This window comes from Pseudomonas sp. Pseusp18 (assembly GCF_059506005.1).
Genome location: NZ_CP169240.1, coordinates 4,365,822 through 4,384,504 on the forward strand (window position 1 = coordinate 4,365,822; position 18,683 = coordinate 4,384,504).

Annotated in this window: 17 protein-coding genes and 1 pseudogene; 10 read left to right on the forward strand and 8 right to left on the reverse strand. The window is 61.4% G+C overall.

Features of this window, described 5'->3' with window-relative positions; genetic code table 11:
- Positions 1–48 precede the first annotated feature (48 nt).
- Positions 49–276 (forward strand): DUF6555 family protein, encoded by a 228-nt coding sequence (locus ACEN9A_RS19555; RefSeq protein ID WP_018925379.1) that lies wholly within the window; start codon positions 49–51, stop codon positions 274–276.
- 72 nt (positions 277–348) lie between these two features.
- Here the strand turns inward: ACEN9A_RS19555 and ACEN9A_RS19560 are convergent, their stop codons facing one another.
- From ACEN9A_RS19560 to ACEN9A_RS19570, 3 genes are all read right to left on the reverse strand, one after another.
- Entirely contained in the window at positions 349–507 is a 159-nt protein-coding gene (locus ACEN9A_RS19560; protein ID WP_086945083.1) for a metallothionein, read from the reverse strand.
- 95 nt (positions 508–602) lie between these two features.
- Positions 603–2,285, reverse strand: a complete 1,683-nt coding sequence (gene ctpM / locus ACEN9A_RS19565) for a methyl-accepting chemotaxis protein CtpM (RefSeq protein WP_019648368.1) — start codon at positions 2,283–2,285, stop codon at positions 603–605.
- A 91-nt stretch (positions 2,286–2,376) separates the two neighbouring features.
- Positions 2,377–3,693 carry a Na+/H+ antiporter family protein gene (locus ACEN9A_RS19570; RefSeq protein ID WP_167331173.1) on the reverse strand — a complete coding sequence of 439 codons (1,317 nt, stop codon included), beginning with the start codon at positions 3,691–3,693 and terminating at the stop codon, positions 2,377–2,379.
- A gap of 597 nt (positions 3,694–4,290) precedes the next feature.
- On the opposite strand from ACEN9A_RS19570, the pseudogene ACEN9A_RS19575 reads away from it, so the two are divergent.
- Together ACEN9A_RS19575 and ACEN9A_RS19580 are read left to right on the forward strand one after the other, a co-directional pair.
- Positions 4,291–5,361: pseudogene (locus ACEN9A_RS19575) on the forward strand (cache domain-containing protein); the annotation flags it as partial.
- A 102-nt stretch (positions 5,362–5,463) separates the two neighbouring features.
- Entirely contained in the window at positions 5,464–6,219 is a 756-nt protein-coding gene (locus tag ACEN9A_RS19580; RefSeq protein WP_408981129.1) for a methyl-accepting chemotaxis protein, read from the forward strand.
- Positions 6,220–6,407: 188 nt separating this feature from the next.
- On the opposite strand, the gene ACEN9A_RS19585 is transcribed toward ACEN9A_RS19580, so the two are convergent.
- From ACEN9A_RS19585 to ACEN9A_RS19600, 4 genes are read right to left on the reverse strand one after another with little or no spacing between them, the layout of a single operon-like run.
- Positions 6,408–7,721, reverse strand: coding sequence for a sensor histidine kinase (locus tag ACEN9A_RS19585; RefSeq protein ID WP_258669917.1), 1,314 nt, complete (start codon positions 7,719–7,721; stop codon positions 6,408–6,410).
- Positions 7,718–8,386: a response regulator transcription factor gene (locus ACEN9A_RS19590; RefSeq protein ID WP_019648365.1), complete on the reverse strand. Its 669-nt coding sequence runs from the start codon at positions 8,384–8,386 to the stop codon at positions 7,718–7,720. Before ACEN9A_RS19590 ends, ACEN9A_RS19585 begins: the two co-directional genes overlap by 4 nt.
- 3 nt (positions 8,387–8,389) lie before the next feature.
- Complete coding sequence (locus ACEN9A_RS19595; RefSeq protein WP_258669921.1) at positions 8,390–8,710, reverse strand: PepSY domain-containing protein; 321 nt, start codon at positions 8,708–8,710, stop codon at positions 8,390–8,392.
- Positions 8,710–9,018 (reverse strand): PepSY domain-containing protein, encoded by a 309-nt coding sequence (locus tag ACEN9A_RS19600; protein WP_258669926.1) that lies wholly within the window; start codon positions 9,016–9,018, stop codon positions 8,710–8,712. The genes ACEN9A_RS19595 and ACEN9A_RS19600 overlap by 1 nt, the downstream gene beginning before the upstream one ends.
- Before the next feature lie 282 nt (positions 9,019–9,300).
- Between ACEN9A_RS19600 and ACEN9A_RS19605 the strand changes: the two genes are divergently transcribed.
- The 5 genes from ACEN9A_RS19605 (at position 9,301) to codA (ending at position 14,615) form a co-directional block, all read left to right on the forward strand.
- On the forward strand, positions 9,301–10,380 hold the full coding sequence (locus ACEN9A_RS19605) for a patatin-like phospholipase domain-containing protein (RefSeq protein ID WP_258669940.1): 1,080 nt from the start codon (positions 9,301–9,303) through the stop codon (positions 10,378–10,380).
- 85 nt (positions 10,381–10,465) lie between these two features.
- On the forward strand, positions 10,466–10,822 hold the full coding sequence (gene queD / locus ACEN9A_RS19610; RefSeq protein ID WP_007933061.1) for a 6-carboxytetrahydropterin synthase QueD: 357 nt from the start codon (positions 10,466–10,468) through the stop codon (positions 10,820–10,822).
- Between the two features lie 127 nt (positions 10,823–10,949).
- Entirely contained in the window at positions 10,950–11,780 is an 831-nt protein-coding gene (locus ACEN9A_RS19615; protein WP_258669942.1) for an alpha/beta fold hydrolase, read from the forward strand.
- Positions 11,781–12,085: 305 nt separating this feature from the next.
- Positions 12,086–13,357, forward strand: coding sequence for a cytosine permease (gene codB / locus ACEN9A_RS19620; RefSeq protein WP_258669945.1), 1,272 nt, complete (start codon positions 12,086–12,088; stop codon positions 13,355–13,357).
- A gap of 13 nt (positions 13,358–13,370) precedes the next feature.
- Positions 13,371–14,615, forward strand: coding sequence for a cytosine deaminase (codA, locus tag ACEN9A_RS19625; RefSeq protein ID WP_258669948.1), 1,245 nt, complete (start codon positions 13,371–13,373; stop codon positions 14,613–14,615).
- A 57-nt stretch (positions 14,616–14,672) separates the two neighbouring features.
- Here the strand turns inward: codA and ACEN9A_RS19630 are convergent, their stop codons facing one another.
- Entirely contained in the window at positions 14,673–15,665 is a 993-nt protein-coding gene (locus tag ACEN9A_RS19630) for a diaminopimelate epimerase (RefSeq protein WP_258669952.1), read from the reverse strand.
- Between the two features lie 169 nt (positions 15,666–15,834).
- Between ACEN9A_RS19630 and ACEN9A_RS19635 the strand changes: the two genes are divergently transcribed.
- Positions 15,835–16,986: an MFS transporter gene (locus ACEN9A_RS19635; RefSeq protein ID WP_258669957.1), complete on the forward strand. Its 1,152-nt coding sequence runs from the start codon at positions 15,835–15,837 to the stop codon at positions 16,984–16,986.
- A 126-nt stretch (positions 16,987–17,112) separates the two neighbouring features.
- A complete protein-coding gene (locus ACEN9A_RS19640; protein ID WP_019648356.1) occupies positions 17,113–18,639 on the forward strand; it encodes a trypsin-like peptidase domain-containing protein in 1,527 nt (508 codons plus the stop codon).
- Positions 18,640–18,683: the final 44 nt, after the last annotated feature.

An 18,683-nucleotide genomic window follows, 5' to 3' on the forward strand; every position in this document is an offset into this window, starting at 1 on the left:
CGCGCGCCTGGCGATCCTTCTATTACAACAGGGAGGAATACAGGTTTTATGAACAACGCAAAACTTTTCGTCATTGAATACACACTTCATGGCAAGCCCAAGTCTTTCATCATCCGCCAGGACAAAATGGACAACGCAGAAGCCTGGCACTGGGCAAGTTGCGACGCCGGCATAGGCCGGATCCCGCGTTTTGGCCGTGAGCGGGTGCAAAAGACCAGCAAACCAGTGGCGGAAAAATTCGGCGTCGAGAACGTGACCTGGCGGCCGACGAGTTGAGCTTTGAAAGGGAGGGTGAATATTCAAACTGAAAGTGGAGCCGCAGCGGCTCCACTTTTTTTGGGTGAACGGTCAGTGCTTAGCGCACTTGCAGCCTTTGGTGGAACATTCTTCGCCGTGTTCGTGATGTTTGGCGCAGCCTTCGCAGCAATAGTGCTTGCCGTGACGCACGATGGGGTGATCGCCCAGTTTGCAGGAGCATTTCGGGCAGTCGCAGGTACCGTCGTTCATGAGTCTGACTCCATGGTTATGGTCGTCCGGGTGCGACGGATGCGCACCGTAATACCAGTGTAGGAGTTGGAGCCAGCCCTGCCCCGCTCACCGCATCAAATACGGAATTGCCCGACCAATTGCCCCAGGCGCTGACCGAGATCGGCCAGGCTGCGCGAGGTTTGTGCGCCGCGCTGGGTCTCGTCGGCGACGCTGTCCACCGCCACGGCGATCTGGTGCACGCTGCGGTTGATCTCTTCGGCCACGGCGGTTTGCTCTTCGGCGGCGCTGGCAATCTGCGCGTTCATCGAGTTGATGGTGCCGATCAACTGGGCCATGGCATCCAGCGACGCCCCGGCCTCGTTGGCCTGGGCCGACGTGCCGTCGCCGGCCTCGCTGGAGCGGCGCATGGACTCGACCGCCGATTGGGTGCCGGCCTGCAAGCGGTCGATCATGCCCTGGATTTCCTGGGTACTGATTTGCGTGCGACTGGCCAGCGCCCGCACTTCGTCGGCAACCACCGCAAAACCACGTCCGGCCTCACCGGCACGGGCAGCTTCAATGGCGGCGTTGAGCGCCAGCAGGTTGGTCTGCTCGGCAATCGAACGGATCACCCCGAGCACGCTGACAATCGACGACACGTCTTTTTGCAGGCTGTCGAGGGACACGCCGCTGCTGCGAATGTCGTTCACCAGTGCATGAATCTTCACGATGCTGCCGGCCACCACGCGCTTGGCGGCCTGGCCTTCTTCGTCGGTCTGCTGGGCAGCGACCGCGGCGTTTTGCGCGCTCTTGGCCACTTCCTGGGCCGCCGCCGACATTTGGTTGATCGCCGTGGCCACCTGATCGGTCTCGTGACGCTGGCGCTCCATGGCCTGATCCGAGCGTTGGGCCTGATCGGAAACCTGATTCACCAGCCCGGTCAGTTGCGAGGTCATTTCGGTGATCTGCCGCACCAGGCCGTGGATCTTGTCGACGAAACGGTTGAACGAGCCGGCCAGTTCGCCGAGTTCATCCTGGCTGGTGATGGTCAGGCGCCGGGTCAGGTCGCCCTCGCCCGCCGCGATGTCGTCGAGGTTGGCTTTCATCAGGTTCAGCGGACGCAGAATGGTATTGGCCAGCAGCATCCCGGCCGCGGCGATCACCAGCAGCACCACCACGGCAATCCCGACAATGCTCAGCACCACGCCTTGCATGCGTTCCTGGACCTTGGTCTCGACCAGCGCCACTTGCGCTTCGATGCCGTCGAGGTTGACCGCGGAGCCGACCGCCATGTCCCACTTCGGCAGGTATTCGGTGTAGCCGAGCTTGGGCACCAGCACTTGGCTGTTACCGGGCATCGTCGAGCTGTATTGCAGGTAGTGGGTCCCGTCCTTGGCGACTTTCACCAGATCGCGGTTAACGTAGACGCCGTTCGGGTCGCGGTTGTCCTTGAAGCTCTGGCCCACGCCTTCGGGGCTGTTGGCCCTGAACAGGCGCACGGTGTTGGAGTCGTAGCCGAAGAAGTAGCCGTCCTTGCCGTAGGTGATGCTCGACAACAACTTGATCACCTGCGCCCGCGCCGCGTCATCGCCGGGGGCGGCCACGTCGTAGAGCGGCTTGATCGTGGTCATAGCCACGGCAACGTAACTTTGCAGGGTCGCTTTGGCGTCGTTGAGCAGGCGCTGACGGGTTTCCTCGACTTCCTTGCGGGCCTGTTCCTGCAGGATGAACAGCGTGGTCAGACTGATGACCAGCGCAAAGAGCAACACCGGGAGGACGGCAAGGGACAGGACTTTGGCCTTCAGGCTCATGCGCATGACGTTCACTCTTTTGATTTTGTTGGCGTGGTTAAAGGCTATAACGGCACGCCAGATCAAAAGTTGAACGCGGTCCTACAAGGTAGAGTGGTTACAGAACCATCGCCGCCACCCAACCGAACGCCAGCAACGGCAGGTTGTAGTGCAGGAAGGTCGGGACCACGGTGTCCCAGATGTGGTGATGCTGGCCGTCGATATTCAGACCGGAGGTCGGGCCCAGGGTCGAGTCCGACGCCGGTGAACCGGCATCGCCCAACGCGCCGGCCGTGCCGACGATGCACACGATGGCGATCGGGCTGAAGCCCAGTTGCACGCACAACGGCACGAAAATCGCCGCCAGAATCGGTACCGTGGAAAACGACGAGCCGATGCCCATGGTCACCAACAGGCCCACCAGCAGCATCAACAGCGCCCCGATGCCTTTGCTGTGGTCGATCCACGAGGCCGAGGACTCCACCAGTGTCTGCACATGACCGGTGGCTTTCATCACTTCGGCAAACCCGGACGCGGCGATCATGATGAAGCCGATCATCGCCATCATCTTCATGCCTTCGGTGAACAAGTCGTCGGTTTCACGCCACTTGACGATGCCCGACGCCGAAAAGATCAGGAAGCCCACCAGCGCCCCGATAATCATCGAGTCCAGCAACAGCTGAATAATGAACGCCACGACAATCGCCAGACCGGCGACCATCAGGCTCAAGGGGTTGTACTGCACCGCGACCTGTTCGACTTGCTCGATCTTTTCCAGGTCGTAAACGCGCTTCTTGCGGTAGCTGATGAAGGCTGCCGCGAGGCCAAACACCATGCCCAGTGCCGGAATGCCCATGGCATGGGTGACGTTGATGCCGCTGATGTCCACTCCGCTACGGGCGACGTTGGCCAACAGGATTTCATTGAGGAAGATGTTGCCGAAGCCCACCGGCAGGAACATGTACGGCGTGATCAGCCCGAAGGTCATCACGCAGGCGATCAACCGCCGGTCCAGTTGCAGTTTGGTCAGCACATATAAAAGAGGCGGCACCAGCAACGGGATAAAGGCGATATGAATCGGCAAAATGTTCTGCGAGGCGATGGCCACCACCCAAAGCAGGCCGATCAGCAGCCATTTGACATTGCCGCCACCGTTGGCGTGCTGGCGATCGACCATGGCCAGGGCTTTGTCCGCCAGGGCGTGGGCCAGGCCGGACTTGGCAATGGCCACCGCAAATGCGCCGAGCAAGGCGTAGGACAACGCCACCGTCGCCCCGCCACCGAGGCCGCTGTTGAAGGCTTTGAGGGTCGCATCGATCCCCAGGCCACCCGTCAAGCCACCCACCAGCGCGCCCACAATCAGCGCGATTACCACATGCACGCGGGACAGGCTGAGTATCAGCATGATGCCGACCGCGGCAATTACTGCATTAATCATCGTTACCTCAAGGCAAGCGGAAAGAGTCCGTCCGGCAGTGCGCACAAGCGCCGCCAGCGGATTGAAGAGAGGGTTTTATTAGAGGGCGCGCACTGTGCCGGACCGCTGCCGCCTTGTCAAAGGGGGCTCTGTGGCGAGGGGGCTTGCCCCCGTTGGGTCGCGAAGCGGCCCCCTATATTCCTGCAGACACACTTGGTTGCCTGGATTCGCGACTGCTTCGCAGCCGAACGGGGGCAAGCCCCCTCACCACAGGCTCCCTCGCCACAGAGGTTGCAGTGATCGGGATTGGTTATTCAGCCTGCGACATAAAGAAAGCCAAATCACGGCCGCTACAGTGCAAAGTCTCAGATATTTATCGAATAAAAGGACGTTCCCATGTCGCTCAGACACCTTTCCATTCAATGGAAAATCACCCTGTTGGCCGGGCTGTGCCTGGCGGGCATCGTGACCCTGCTGGTAGGGCTTTCGCTGTATCGCATGGAGCACAGCTCGGCACTGGTGAAAGCCTCGAGCATGGAAATGCTCACCGAAGCCGCCCAGGCGCGCATTGAGTCCCAGGGTGAGGTCCAGGCGCTGGGGATTCGCCAGCAGTTCATGGACGCCTATCAATATGGCCATGGCTTTTCGCGGCAGGTGCTGTTTTTGCGCGATCAGGCCGAGAAGCGCTTTCTCGATGCCTTCGACCTGCGTGAAGACCTGACCCGGCAGGTCAAGTCGGCCCTGCAGGCCAACCCGGACCTGCTTGGCCTGTCGCTGGTGTTCGAGGCCAATGCGCTGGACGGCAAGGACAATCTGTTCGCTGGGCAGACGGAGTTGGGCAGTAACGACAAGGGCCGTTTCGCCCTGTACTGGTCGCAACCGACGCCCGGCAAAGTGACCTCCATGGCCCTGCCGGAAAGCGACATGGCCGACACCAGCACCGGCCCCAGCGGCGAACCGGCCAACGCCTGGTTCACCTGCCCACGCACCACGCTCAAGCCTTGCGTGATCGAACCCTACTTCTATGTGATCGACGGCCAGAACGTGCTGATGACCAGCATCGTGTTCCCGTTGATGGTCAACGGCAAAGTCATCGCCTCGCTGTCGGTGGACATCAACCTCAATAGCCTGCAAGCGATCAGTCAGAGCGCCAGCAAGAAACTCTATGACGGCCAGACCAGCGTCAGCATCGTCAGCCCGGTCGGTTTGCTGGCCGGCTACAGCCCGGACGCCAGCAAGCTCAGCCAGCGCCTCGACGCCGTGGACACCACCAACGGCGCCGAACTGCTGCGCCGGCTCACTGCCAGCAGCAAGACCGAGAGCCTGCACAGCAACCAGCAACTGAAAGTGCTGTCGCCGTTCCAGCCGATTCCCGGTGGCAAATCCTGGGGCGTGTTGCTCGACGTGCCGGAGAAGGTGCTGGTCGGCCCCGCCGAAGCGTTGAAAAAACAACTCGACGACAGCAACACCGCCGGCACCCTGGTTGAACTGTGCCTGGGTGTACTGGCGGCGCTCGTCGGTTTGTTACTGGTGTGGCTGATGGCCCGCAGCGTGACCAAACCGATCCTCGGCGTGGCCCGCATGCTGGAAGACATTGCCAGCGGCGAAGGCGACCTGACCCGGCGTCTGGCTTACGACAAAAAGGATGAGCTGGGCCAGTTGGCCGGTTGGTTCAACCGCTTCCTCGACAAGCTGCAACCGATCATCGCCCAAGTGAAACGCTCGGTGCAGGACGCCCGCAGCACGGCAGACCAATCGTCCGCCATCGCCACCCAGACCAGCGCCGGCATGGAACAGCAATACCGCCAGGTCGACCAAGTGGCCACCGCGTCCCACGAAATGAGCGCCACCGCCCAGGACGTCGCCCGCAGCGCCGCGCAGGCGGCACAAGCAGCACGCGACGCCGATCAGGCAACCCGTCAGGGTTTGACCGTGATCGACCGCACCACCACCAGCATCGACCATCTGGCCGCCGACATGAGCGCAGCCATGGTGCAGGTTGAAGGCTTGGCAGCGAACAGCGAGAAAATCGGTTCGGTGCTGGAGGTGATACGCGCCATTGCCGAGCAGACCAACCTGCTGGCGCTGAACGCTGCCATCGAAGCCGCCCGCGCCGGTGAGGCCGGACGCGGTTTCGCCGTGGTCGCCGATGAAGTGCGCAACCTGGCGCGACGCACTCAGGAATCGGTGGAGGAAACCCGTCAGGTGATCGAGCAGTTGCAGGGCGGTACTCAGGAGGTGGTGAGCTCGATGAACAGCAGCCATCGCCAGGCTCAGGGCAGCGTCGAGCAGGTGGGTCAGGCGGTGACGGCGTTGCGGCAGATTGGTGATGCGGTGACGGTGATCAGCGATATGAACCTGCAGATTGCCAGTGCGGCGGAAGAGCAAAGCGCGGTGGCCGAGGAAATCAATAACAACGTGGCGACCATTCGGGATGTGACCGAATCGCTGTCGGGACAGGCCAATGAGTCGGCGCGGGTGAGTCAGTCGCTTAACAGCCTGGCGAATCAGCAGCAGAGCTTGATGGACCAGTTTCGCGTGTGACCTGACACCTGTGGCGAGGGAGCTTTTGTGGCGAGGGGGCTTGCCCCCGTTCGGCTGCGCAGCAGTCGTAAACCTGCCAGCTCGGTCTGTCTGATTACACCGGAGTGAATGGTTTTGGGGCTGCTGCGCAGCCCAACGGGGCGATGCGGCGTTCCGACAAGCCCCCTCGCCACACCTTCAGTCCTCCGTTAGCGTTTGGGCAGTTCGATCATCACTTTCAACCCGCCCCACTCGCTTTCCTCCAGCCTCAACACCCCGCCCCACGTGTCGACGATGTCGCGCACGATGCCCAATCCCAATCCATGCCCATCGGTCTGTTCATCAAGCCGTGTACCGCGGCTGAACACCTGATCGCGCTGGTCTTCGGGAATCCCCGGCCCATCGTCTTCCACGCTCAACTGAAAACTTTCAGCCGTTTCAACCACGCTTAACCGAACCTCGGCATCCGCCCATTTGCAGGCGTTATCCAGCAGGTTGCCCAGCAACTCCAGCAGATCTTCGCGATCCCACGGCAGTTGCAAACCGGTCGGTGCTCGGTAGCTCAAGTCGAGGTGTTCGCCGTGAATCATGTTCAACGTGGCCAGTAACCCCGGCAGCTCGGCATCGCAATCAAACAACGCCCCCGGCAGCGCATCGCCGGACAACCGGGCGCGGTTGAGTTCGCGATTGAGTCGCTGCTGGACCTGCTCCAGTTGCGCTTGAATCACCTTGCGCAGCTGCGGGTGCGCATCGAGCTTCTCGCTGGAAGCCAGGCTCAACAACACCGCCAACGGGGTTTTCAACGCATGCCCCAAGTTGCCCAAGGCATTGCGCGAGCGCTTGAGGCTATCTTCGGTGTGGGCCAGCAAATGGTTGATCTGCGCCACCAGCGGCTCCAGCTCCACCGGCACGGCTTCGTCGAGTTGCGAACGCTGGCCCTGCTGCAACTGGGCGATTTGCTCGCGGGCCTTTTCCAGCGGGCGCAAGGCGCGGCGCACGGTGATCCGTTGCAACAGCAAAATCAGCAATAGCCCCGCCAGCCCCAACCCGAGGCCGACTTGTTGCATGCGACAGAAACTCTCACGCACCGGCGTGTAGTCCTGGGCGACGCTGATGGAAATCGCCTGGCCCAGCCGCCGGTAGTCCGAACGCAGCACCAGCAACTGTTGCCCTTCCGGCCCCAGTTGCAGGTTGCTGTTCAGGCCCGGGTGTTCGAGCCGCGGCAGGTCCTGATCCCATAACGAGCGGGAGCGCCAATGGCTGTCGGCAAAGTCGATACGAAAATAGTGCCCGGAAAACGGGCGCTGATAGGCCGGCGACAGATGTCGCTCATCCAGCTGCAACCCCTGCGGGCCACGCACCAGCGCCACCAGCAGGTTTTCACTGTCGTTGCGCAACCCGGCTTCGAGGTAGCGCTGCAAACCCATTTCGAACAGCCACAGGCTGGTTTGCGCCAGCACCAGGCCGACGATCACCATCACACTGATCAGGCCCAGGCTCAAGCGACGCTGGATCGACCTCACTGGGCTTGCCCGCCGAACAGGTAACCCTGACCGCGACGGGTTTCGATCACGCTGCGGCCGAGCTTGCGGCGCAGGTGGTTGACGTGGACTTCGAGCACGTTGGAATCGCGCTCGGTTTCACCGTCGTAGAGGTGTTCGGCGAGGTGGCTTTTGGAAAGGATCTGTTCGGGGTGCAGCATGAAATAGCGCAGTAGGCGAAATTCGGCGGCGGTGAGCTGGATGTCGGCGCCGTCGCGGGTCACGCACTGACGACCTTCATCCAGGTTCAGCCCGGCAGCCTTGAGCGTCGGCTGATTGGCCTGGCCGTGGGAGCGGCGCAGCAATGCCTGAATGCGCAGGTGCAGCTCTTCCGGGTGGAAGGGTTTGCTCAGGTAATCGTCGGCGCCGGCCTTGAGGCCTTCGATCCGCTCGGCCCAGGAATCGCGCGCCGTGAGGATCAACACCGGCGTCGCCAGGCCACCGGCCCGCCATTGCGCCAGCACCTCGAGCCCCGGCAAACCCGGCAGGCCGAGGTCGAGGATGATCAGGTCATAAGGCTCGCTGCTGCCCTGGTACACCGCATCGCGGCCGTCGGCCAGCCAGTCCACGGCGTAACCCTGCCGGTTGAGGCCGGCCATCAATTCGTCGGCCAGCGGCACATGGTCTTCCACCAGGAGCAAACGCATCGATCAATCTTCCTTGTCTTTCAGCAGGTGGCCGGTGGTGGCATCGACGTCCAGCTCGCGCACCACGCCTTCGGCGGTCAGCAGCTCGACTTCATAAACATAGACATCGTGTTTTTCTTCAAGCTCGGCTTCCAGCAACTTGGCCCCGGGATAGCGGTCCAGTGCTTGCTGCAAGAGCTGCTCCAGCGGCAGGATCACGCCCTGTTGGCGCAGGCGCAGGGCTTCGTCCTGATCCAGGTCGCGGGCCACGGCCACCGAGCAAAAAGCCAGAAGCATCAGCACCATGCGACTGCTGGCGCGCCGATTCAAAAAAAGCACCTTCATTACGTATCCTGATGATCCTTGAGGACCTGCCCGTTGACCGCATCCAGTTCCAGGTCCCACTCAATGCCCTGCGGGTCACGCAGTTCCACCTGGTATTTGTACTTGCCGTACTCTTCTGCAAGCTCGGTGCCGGTGATGGTCGAGCCGGGGTGTTTGGCCAGAGCGGTGGCGTTGAGCTTCTCGAAAGACACAATGGTACCAGCGTCGCGCAGTCTCAGGGTTTCGTCGGGGCCCAGGTCGCGGGCATGAGCGAGGCTAGCGGTCAGGCAAATGAGGGACGCGGTGAACAGGGCAGTCAGGATTTTCATGGGGTGGCTCCATATTTTCTTATGTGTTGCCTACGGAGCGACCTTAGCGATTCGAACTTAACTGAAACTGAATTGCCATCATTGGGAATAGCTGATGCATTCCCCGTAGGAGCTGCCGAAGGCTCGGGCCGCGATCGGACGATCTTTTGATCTTTGGCTGCGTCATAAACGCCAAAAATCAAAATCAAAAGATCGCAGCCTTCGGCAGCTCCTGCATTGATCGGGGACAATCGCAGCCCAAGAGGTGCTTATAATCCCTGCTTGCCAGACATCGAGACCGGTATGACCGCTATCCACATCAAGTTCCCTTCCCTGACCCTCAAGGCCGGCCCGCGTGCTCTGGCGCGCATCCGTGCCAACGGCTTGAGCGCTGCCGATGTGGGCACGTTGCCGGGCGCCGCCGGTGGCCCGAAAGCGCTGGGGATTCAGGGTCTGGACCTGGCGCTGTTTGGCGAATGGCTGCCGGCGGCGCCCCGGGAGCGTTCGCTGATCGGCGCCTCAGTGGGTTCCTGGCGGTTCGCCAGTGCCTGCCTGCCGGATGCCGCCGAAGGCATCCGCCGCCTCGGCCATCTGTACACCGAGCAGAACTTCGCCAAGGGCGTGACCATGGCGCAGATCAGCCAGAGCTCGCGGCGCATGCTCGATGACCTGCTCGACGGCCGCGATGCCGCGATTCTGGATAACGCCCACTACCGCCTGAACATCATGGTGGTCAAAAGCCACGGCCTGTTGGCGGACGATCATCGCGGCCGGTTGGGGCTGGGCCTGTCGTCAGTGATCGCCGACAACCTGCGCGGTCGCGCACGGCTGTCGCGGCATTTCGAGCGGCTGATCATCCACGACCCGCGCCAGGCGCCACCGGTCAACGCGCTGAATGATTTCCCGTCACGCTTCATCTCACTGAATGCCGGCAACCTGCGCCAGGCCCTGCTCGCCTCGGGTTCGATCCCGATGGTCATGCAAGGCGTACGCGACTTGCCGGGCGCAGGCGCAGGGACGTTCCGCGATGGTGGTCTGCTGGACTATCACCTCGACCTGCCCTATAGCGGCAACGACATCGTGCTGTATCCGCATTTCACCGACCGGGTGATCCCCGGCTGGTTCGACAAGACCCTGCCGTGGCGCCGTGCCTGCCCCGGGCGCTTGCAGGATGTTCTGCTGCTGGCACCGTCGAAGGAATACCTGGCACGCCTGCCCTACGGCAAACTGCCGGACCGCAACGACTTCAAGCGCTTCATAGGCGATGCCCCGAGCCGACAGAAGTATTGGCGCGCAACGATGGATGAAAGCCGTCGCCTGGGCGATGAGTTCCTCGAACTGACCGCCAACGGTCGCCTCGGCGAGCGCTTGCTGACCCTTTAGTCAGTGTTTTGCCCGGAGCTCTGGTAAACTCGCCACCTGCCCACATCGCCGCGGCGATCGCCACCTGAAAGAGCTGAACATCACTGTGGAAATCTTCAAAGAATTTACATTCGAATCCGCCCATCGCCTGCCCCACGTACCGGACGGCCACAAGTGCGGTCGCCTGCACGGTCATTCGTTCAAAGTGGCGATTCACCTGAGCGGCGACCTCGATCCGCACACCGGCTGGATCCGCGATTTCTCGGAAATCAAAGAGATCTTCAAGCCGCTGTACGAGCGTCTGGACCACAACTACCTGAACGACATTCCCGGCCTGGAAAACCCGACCAGCGAAGTGCTGGCCAAGTGGATCTGGAATGAGTTGAAGCCGTTGTTGCCGGAACTCAGCGCGATCCGCATCCACGAGACCTGCACCAGCGGTTGCATCTATCGCGGTGAGTAAGCCGATCCCAGGCACGGACGCTCCCGCAAAGGGAAATGCGTTTCGTCAGTGAATAGAGAAACAGCCTTCAATGGCTGTTTTTTTATGCCTATGCTTTTGGGCTCGCACACGCCAAGAGGACGCACCCATGACTGACTGGCCGCTGGCTCAGACCTATCGTTTCAACGGGCACTCCGTTCGCTACGCCGTACGTGGCGACGGTCCGCCGCTGGTGTTCGTGCATGGCACGCCCTTCTCTTCTCATGTGTGGCACCGGATCGCGCCGCACTTCATCACCACGCACCGGGTGTATTACTTCGATTTGCTGGGTTACGGGCAGTCCGCACAGCCGGACGGCGATGTGTCGCTGGGCGTACAGAACCAACTGTTGGCGCAATTGCTGGAGCACTGGGGCCTGGAACGGCCAGACGTGGTAGCCCACGATTTCGGCGGCGCCACTGTGTTGCGCGCGCATCTGCTCGATGGCAAGGATTACCGCAGCCTGACGCTGATTGACCCGGTGGCGCTGTCGCCCTGGGGTTCGCCGTTCGTGCAGCATGTGCGTCAGCATGAAGCGGCGTTCAGCGGGCTGCCTGATTACATTCAACGGGCGATTGTGCCGACCTATATTCGTGGCGCGATCAAGCGCGAGATTTCCGATCAGGAGCTGGCGCCTTACGTGCAGCCCTGGCTGGGTGATTCGGGGCAAGCGGCGTTCTATCGGCAGATCGCGCAGATGGATGAGCGTTATACCCGCGAGGTCGAAGCGCTGTACCCGACGATTCGCTGCCCGGTGCAGATTCTCTGGGGGGAAGACGATCAATGGATTCCCATTGAACGCGGGCGGGCGTTGCATCAGATGATTGCGGGGTCGCAGTTTCATCCCGTTGCGAATGCCGGGCATCTGGTGCAGGAGGATGCACCGGAGGCGATCATGGCGGCGATATTGCGGTTTTTACCGTTGGCACAGAACGCCTGATCGACGGAGACCCTGTGGCGAGGGGGCTCGCCCCCGTTGGGTTGCGAAGCAGCCCCCTATATGCCTACAGACACACCGGGTTGCCTGGATTAGCGACTGCTGCGCAGCCGAACGGGGGCAAGCCCCCTCGCCACAAGGTTTTGTGACTACCTGATTGCTGCGTCCCAATTTGAACCACAGCCGCACTGCTTTCGTGCCCCTCTTCAGGCTAAATCCGCCGGCTCGGCTATAAAGAACAACACCCTCGCGCCATTGGCACGAGCACTGCAACACCCTCGCGTCCTCCATCCAGCAAGGAATGCCACATGACGCAGAACGATCCGGGCAATGATTACCCCCTCAGCGAAGTTCCGATGCACGCCCGCAAGGGGCTCGCCTCCACGGCCATGGTGCTGCTGGGTTTTACCTTCTTCACGGCGACCATGTTTGCCGGCGGCAAGCTGGGGGTGGCGTTCAGTTTCGGCGAGATGCTGGCGGTGATCATCGCCGGCAACCTGCTGTTGGGAATCTACGCAGCCGGGCTTGGCTACATCGCCTTCAAAAGCGGCCTCAATTCGGTGTTGATGGGCCGTTTCTGCTTCGGCGAAGTGGGCAGCAAGCTCAGCGACCTGATCCTCGGCTTCACCCAGATCGGCTGGTACGCCTGGGGCACCGCGACCGCAGCCGTCGTACTCGGCAAATATTTCGAACTGAGCGAAAGCACCGTTCTGGGGCTGATGGTGCTGTTCGGCCTGGGCTTTTGCGCCACGGCGTATATCGGCTATCGCGGGCTGGAGATTCTGTCGTACATCGCCGTACCCGCCATGATGTTGCTGCTGATGCTGTCGATGTGGGTCGCGACGGTGAAGGTCGGCGGGCTCGAGGGTTTGCTCGCCGTGGTGCCGACGGCAACACTGGACTGGTCGACCGCGATTACCCTGGTGTTCGGCACCTTTGTCAGTGGCGCGACCCAGGCGACCAACTGGACACGTTTCTCCCGTTCGGCGCGGGTCGCGGTGCTGGCAAGCCTGATCGGTTTTTTCATCGGCAACGGCCTGATGGTGTTGATCGGTGCCTACGGCGCGATCGTCTATCAGCAACCGGACGTGGTCGAAGTCCTGTTGCTGCAAGGCTTCGCCATGGCCGCAATGGCGATGTTGCTGCTCAACATCTGGAGCACTCAGGACAACACCATCTACAACTTCGCCGTCGCCGGCTGCAACCTGTTGCGCACCGGCCGGCGCAAAACCGTGACCCTGGCCGGCGCGGTGATTGGCACGCTGCTGGCGCTGCTGGGCATGTACGACATGCTGGTGCCTTACCTGATTTTGCTGGGCACGGTGATTCCGCCGATTGGCGGGGTGATCATGGCGGACTTTTTCTTCCGTTACCGTGGACAATATCCACGCCTGGCCGATGCCCGGTTGCCGGCGTTCAACTGGCCTGGCCTGAGCGCTTATGCGGTCGGCACCGTCGCGGCATTCAGCTCCCCGTGGATCGCGCCGCTGGTAGGGATTGCCACTGCCGCGCTAACGTATGTGTTATTGACCGGCGTACTGGGTGCCCGTACCGCCGAAGCACCACTACAAGATCTCTAAAAGGACTCGCCTGATGCACATCATCAACGCCCGCCTGCGCAACCAAGAAGGCCTGCATGAGTTGCACCTGGAAAACGGCCTGATACACAGCATCGCCCGGCAAACCGAAGCCCCGTCACTGGGGCCGGATGACCTGGACGCCGGCGGTAATCTGGTGGTGCCGCCCTTCGTCGAACCGCACATTCACCTCGACGCCACCCTGACTGCCGGCGAACCGCGCTGGAACATGAGCGGCACGCTGTTCGAAGGCATCGAGTGCTGGGGCGAGCGCAAGGCCACCATCACTCAGGAAGACACCAAGACCCGCGCCAAAAAAACCATCCAGACCCTCGCCGCCCACGGCATTCAGCACGTGCGCACCCACGTCGATGTCACCGACCCGGAACTGATCGCGCTCAAGGCGATGCTCGAAGTCCGCGAGGAAAGCCGCCACCTGATCGACCTGCAAATCGTCGCGTTCCCCCAGGAAGGCATCGAGTCGTACCGCAACGGGCGCGAGCTGATGGAAGAAGCTATCCGCCTGGGCGCCGATGTGGTCGGAGGCATTCCGCATTTCGAATACACCCGGGACCAGGGCGTAAGCTCGGTGAAGTTCCTGATGGACCTGGCCGAACGCACGGGCTGTCTGGTGGACGTGCATTGCGACGAAACCGACGACCCGCACTCACGCTTCCTTGAGGTACTGGCCGAAGAAGCCCGCAGCCGCGACATGGGTTCGCGCGTCACCGCCAGCCACACCACGGCGATGGGCTCCTACGACAACGCTTACTGCGCGAAACTGTTTCGCTTGCTCGGGCACTCGGGGATCAGTTTTGTTTCTTGCCCGACCGAAAGCATTCACCTGCAAGGCCGCTTCGACAACTTCCCGAAACGCCGTGGCGTGACTCGCGTGAATGAGTTGCTCGAAGCGGGGATGAACGTGTGTTTCGGTCAGGACTCGATCGTCGACCCGTGGTATCCACTGGGCAATGGCAACATCCTGCGGGTGCTCGAGGCCGGTTTGCACATCTGCCACATGCTCGGCTATCGCAATTTGCAGAGTGCGCTGGACCTGGTCACGGACAACAGTGCCAAGGCGATGACCCTGGGCGATCGCTATGGTCTGGAACGGGGCCGGCCGGCGAATCTGCTGATTCTGTCGGCGGACAGCGATTACGAGGTGATTCGCAGCCAGGGTCTGCCGCTGTATTCGATTCGCGGGGGCAAGGTGTTGATGAAGCGGCAGATGCCGGTGGTTGAGTGGGCGGATCGGCTCTGAATCTTCGCTGACCGTTTGGGCGCCATCGCGAGCAGGCTCGCGATGACGGTCTCAAAATCACCCCATCAACCGCGCCGTCCCAAACAACCTGACCCGACTCAATTCGCCCTCCCGTTCTTCCAGCAGAATCGGTGCCGTGCCGCCGGGCATGACCACCTTCACTTCCCCGGCCGCCACCCAACCCACTCGCCACGCCGCGCACGCCACCGCACTGGCGCTGGTGCCCGACGACGCGGTCGGCCCTTCGCCACGCTCGAACACCCGCGCAACGATTCGCCCTTCGGACTCAAGCATCGCCCATTGCAGGTTCACCCCGGCCGCACACGGCTGCCCTGCCCCGGCTGGCGTGGCGTAAGCGATGCGGGTCAACCCTCCAGACAACTCCGGGTCACGCATTTGCGCGTTGCTCGGCAAGGCATCGGTGCCTGTCACTAACGTCACACAATGGGGATTACCGATGCGCACGAACTGGCTGCGGTTCCAGGCAGGGTCGAGCGTCGACAACGGCCGCACGTGACTGACATCGCACCCGTTCAACACCACGGTTTCGACCCCTTGCGCACCCACCGCTTCAGGCCCGAACGAAGGCTGCCCCAAGTCCAGCCAGAACCCTTGCACGCCATCGATTTCGGCGGGTTTCACCGAAGTCGCCACTGGCGAGAGCGCATCGCGCTTGTCGTGATGAACCCTGAGCAAGCAAGCCTCCTCCCTCGGCATCAGCCCTTGTTCACTCAGGGCTTGGGAAAAAATCGTCAGGCCATTGCCACTGCGCTCGGCCAGGCTGCCGTCGGTGTTGACGATCAGCAGGTCAAACGGCGGCGAAGATTGAAACGGCCCCACCAGCAAGCCATCGCAACGATGCGCCTTGCTGCCGGGCGGTTGTGTCCCGGGAGCCCAGCCGCAGAATGCCTCGATGGCCGACAACGCCCAGGCCTCACGGGTTTGCGCCGCCTGGCTGGCCAGTTCAGGCAGGTCGATACCGCTGCGGCGCAGGGCGTCAGGCGCCACGACCACGTAGATATTGCCTCGAGCATCGTACATCCGCGTCATGGCGCCCCCCCTATGAACAATTGATGCGTCGACAATATCGCGAAACAGCGGCTGGCTGTGCAAGGATGTCACCCTGCCTGACTGCTGCCCCCACCTGAACGTGGTGATCGAACCCTTTGCGGTTGTTCACTGTCCTTTGGGGACGCGACGTTTTTTGCCAAGGATCGATATGACCAGCCTCAACACCCAAGCCGCCTTCGTCCCCGGACGCCTGGAACAGATGTCCACGCGCATCGCCTTCTTCATCGCCGGTTTCGGCATCGCGGCCTGGGCGCCGCTGGTGCCTTACGCCAAGGCGCGGGCCGGGCTGGATGAAGGCACCCTCGGGCTGTTGCTGTTGTGTCTGGGGGTGGGTTCGATTCTGGCGATGCCCATGGCCGGGATTCTGGCGACGCGTTTCGGCTGCCGTCGGGTGTTGAGCGGCGGCACCTTGTTGATCTGCGCGGCGCTGCCGCTGTTGGCGACGGTGTCTTCGATTCCGGCATTGATCGCGGCGTTGTTCATGTTCGGCGCCGGCCTGGGCACGGTGGATTCGACGGTGAACCTGCAAGCGGTGATCGTCGAGCGGGCCAGCGGCAAGACCATGATGTCGGGTTTTCATGGGCTGTTCAGCCTCGGCGGGATCGTTGGCGCGGCGGGTGTCAGCGCCCTGCTCGGTTTGGGCTTTTCGCCGCTGGGGGCGATGTTGGTGGTGATCGTGATTCTGGTGCTGGCATTGCTTAAAGCCGCGCCGCACTTGCTGCCTTACGGCAGTGAAAGCTCCGGCCCGGCATTTGCCGTGCCCCATGGCATCGTGCTGTTTATCGGCGGGATGTGCTTCATCGTGTTCCTGGCCGAAGGTGCGGCGCTCGACTGGAGCGCGGTGTTCCTGACGCAGGAACGCGGGATCGACACCGCGTATGCCGGGCTGGGTTATGCAGCATTTGCGCTGACCATGACCGCCGGGCGATTGACCGGTGACGCGATTGTCCGGCACCTGGGCGCCACGCGGGTGATTCTGTTCGGCGGACTGATGGCCGCGGCAGGATTGTTTCTGGCGACCTTCACACCGGGATGGCAAGCCGCACTGCTCGGTTATGCGCTGGTCGGTGCCGGTTGTTCGAACATCGTGCCAGTGCTGTACACCGCCGTGGGCAAGCAGACGGTGATGCCGCAAAGCATCGCGGTGCCGGCCATCACGACCCTGGGTTATGCGGGGATTCTGGCGGGACCGGCGGCGATCGGTTTCGTGGCTCATGGCAGCAGCCTGAGCTTCGCGTTCGGTCTAATGGCGGTGCTGCTGGTGGCGGTGGCGATTGGAGGGAAAGTGCTGAAGGTCTAACGCTCAGCAGCACGAAAAACGACAGGAGGTCGCATTTTTCGCCGTTTTACTATCAGTTCTGACAGTAGACACGTTTTGGCTGCGGATCGCACCATGAGTTGAATATCCCAGACGGGTGAACTTCTCATGAACACGTTCAACCTCAAGGTACTGCTGGTTTTGTTGCTGCTGATGGGCGCGAACGGTTGCAGCAAATCGCCGCTTACCCAACATGACTGGGGCGAAGGCATTGAAAATTTCGCACCGGCACGTCTCTTGTCCAATGCTAATGGGCGATACGACCATTGGCAGTCCATCGCCAGGGTCAAGGTTGATGGAGACCGGATCTGCAGCGGCAGCCTGATCGATACCCGTGGAGCAAACGATGATCGCAGCGGCCCAGCGTATGTGCTCACCTCAGGTCATTGTGCAAAAGGTAATGTCGGTCGGTTTGTCGTGAACGAGCCTGCTACCGGACAGGTGACTTTCAATTTTTTCCAGGACACGATTCCACAACAAAAAAACTACCCTATCAGCAGAATCGCCTGGAGCACCCTGCGTGGCCAGGACATTGCGCTGCTGGTACTCGATCGCACCCTCGGCCAAGTGATGAACGACGGCATCCAGCCCTTGAAAGTTGCGAGCCATGCCCTGACCGAAGGCACCGATACTCTGGCGGTTGGCGCCGCTGTCGATGGTTTCATCCAGCGCTCGGCATGTCCGCAGGAACACCGCGCAGGAATTCTCGAAGCCGGGTGGATTTGGGTGGATCAAATCAGCAATCAATGCCTGGGGGTCATCAATGGAATCTCTGGCTCTCCACTTCTGAATCGCTACACCAACGAAATCGTCGCGGTGATTGGCACCACCACGCGCGACAGCGGGCGATCGCGATGCAGTATCAGCGCACCTTGCGAAGTGATCGAAGGCATGCCCAATAAAGCGCAAGACACCAATTACGCGACGCCCACCAATGGCCTGGACACCTGTTTTATCGGGGGGCGCTTCGTCGGGAACCGCGAGTCCTGTGTACTGGGGCCCGTGTCGGAATTCGGCTCGAACTACGGCGATAGCTTCCTCAAGCAGCCCCGCGATGCACAGGGAAACTACCTGCCGTTGTTGTGGGAGCTTCGTTTTTCGAGCGATCAACCCTTCTTTCGCTTCAAGTACACGCGCACTGTCAAAAATTGTGCGGATATCAGGGATTACAGTGAGGTGCGTACCACTGACCCGGGCGGCGATAACGAATTACGCAATGAACTGCGCCAGGGACCCGGGCTGTATTTCTTGTGCGTGATGGGGCAAAACCGTCAGGCGGGACCACCCGGGAAATGGGATGCGCGAAACGCCAGGATTTACTGGCGGTGGGCATTGGCAGAGCCAACTCAAATGGCGCCGATATTCCACATCACGAATCAAGGTAAGGGCGTATTTTCTGTAACGCCTTTTCAGGTCACGCCCGATCTGGATGTGACAAAGCATCAGTACAAGATCGGTACACCGGCAACCATTGATTGCCAACAAGCCGAGGGGTATAGGCCGGTCAGGCCGCCCCTGCTGGATTTTGAAGTGGACACGACCGACGGCGAGAAAAAAGTCTGCCTCAAGACCGTGGACATGGCAGGCAACCCTTCGCCTGTCATCGACTTCCGACTGCCAGACGCCGCCCCGTAAGCCTGTGTTGACACCTATCAGAAACTGATCGGCAACCCGGAATT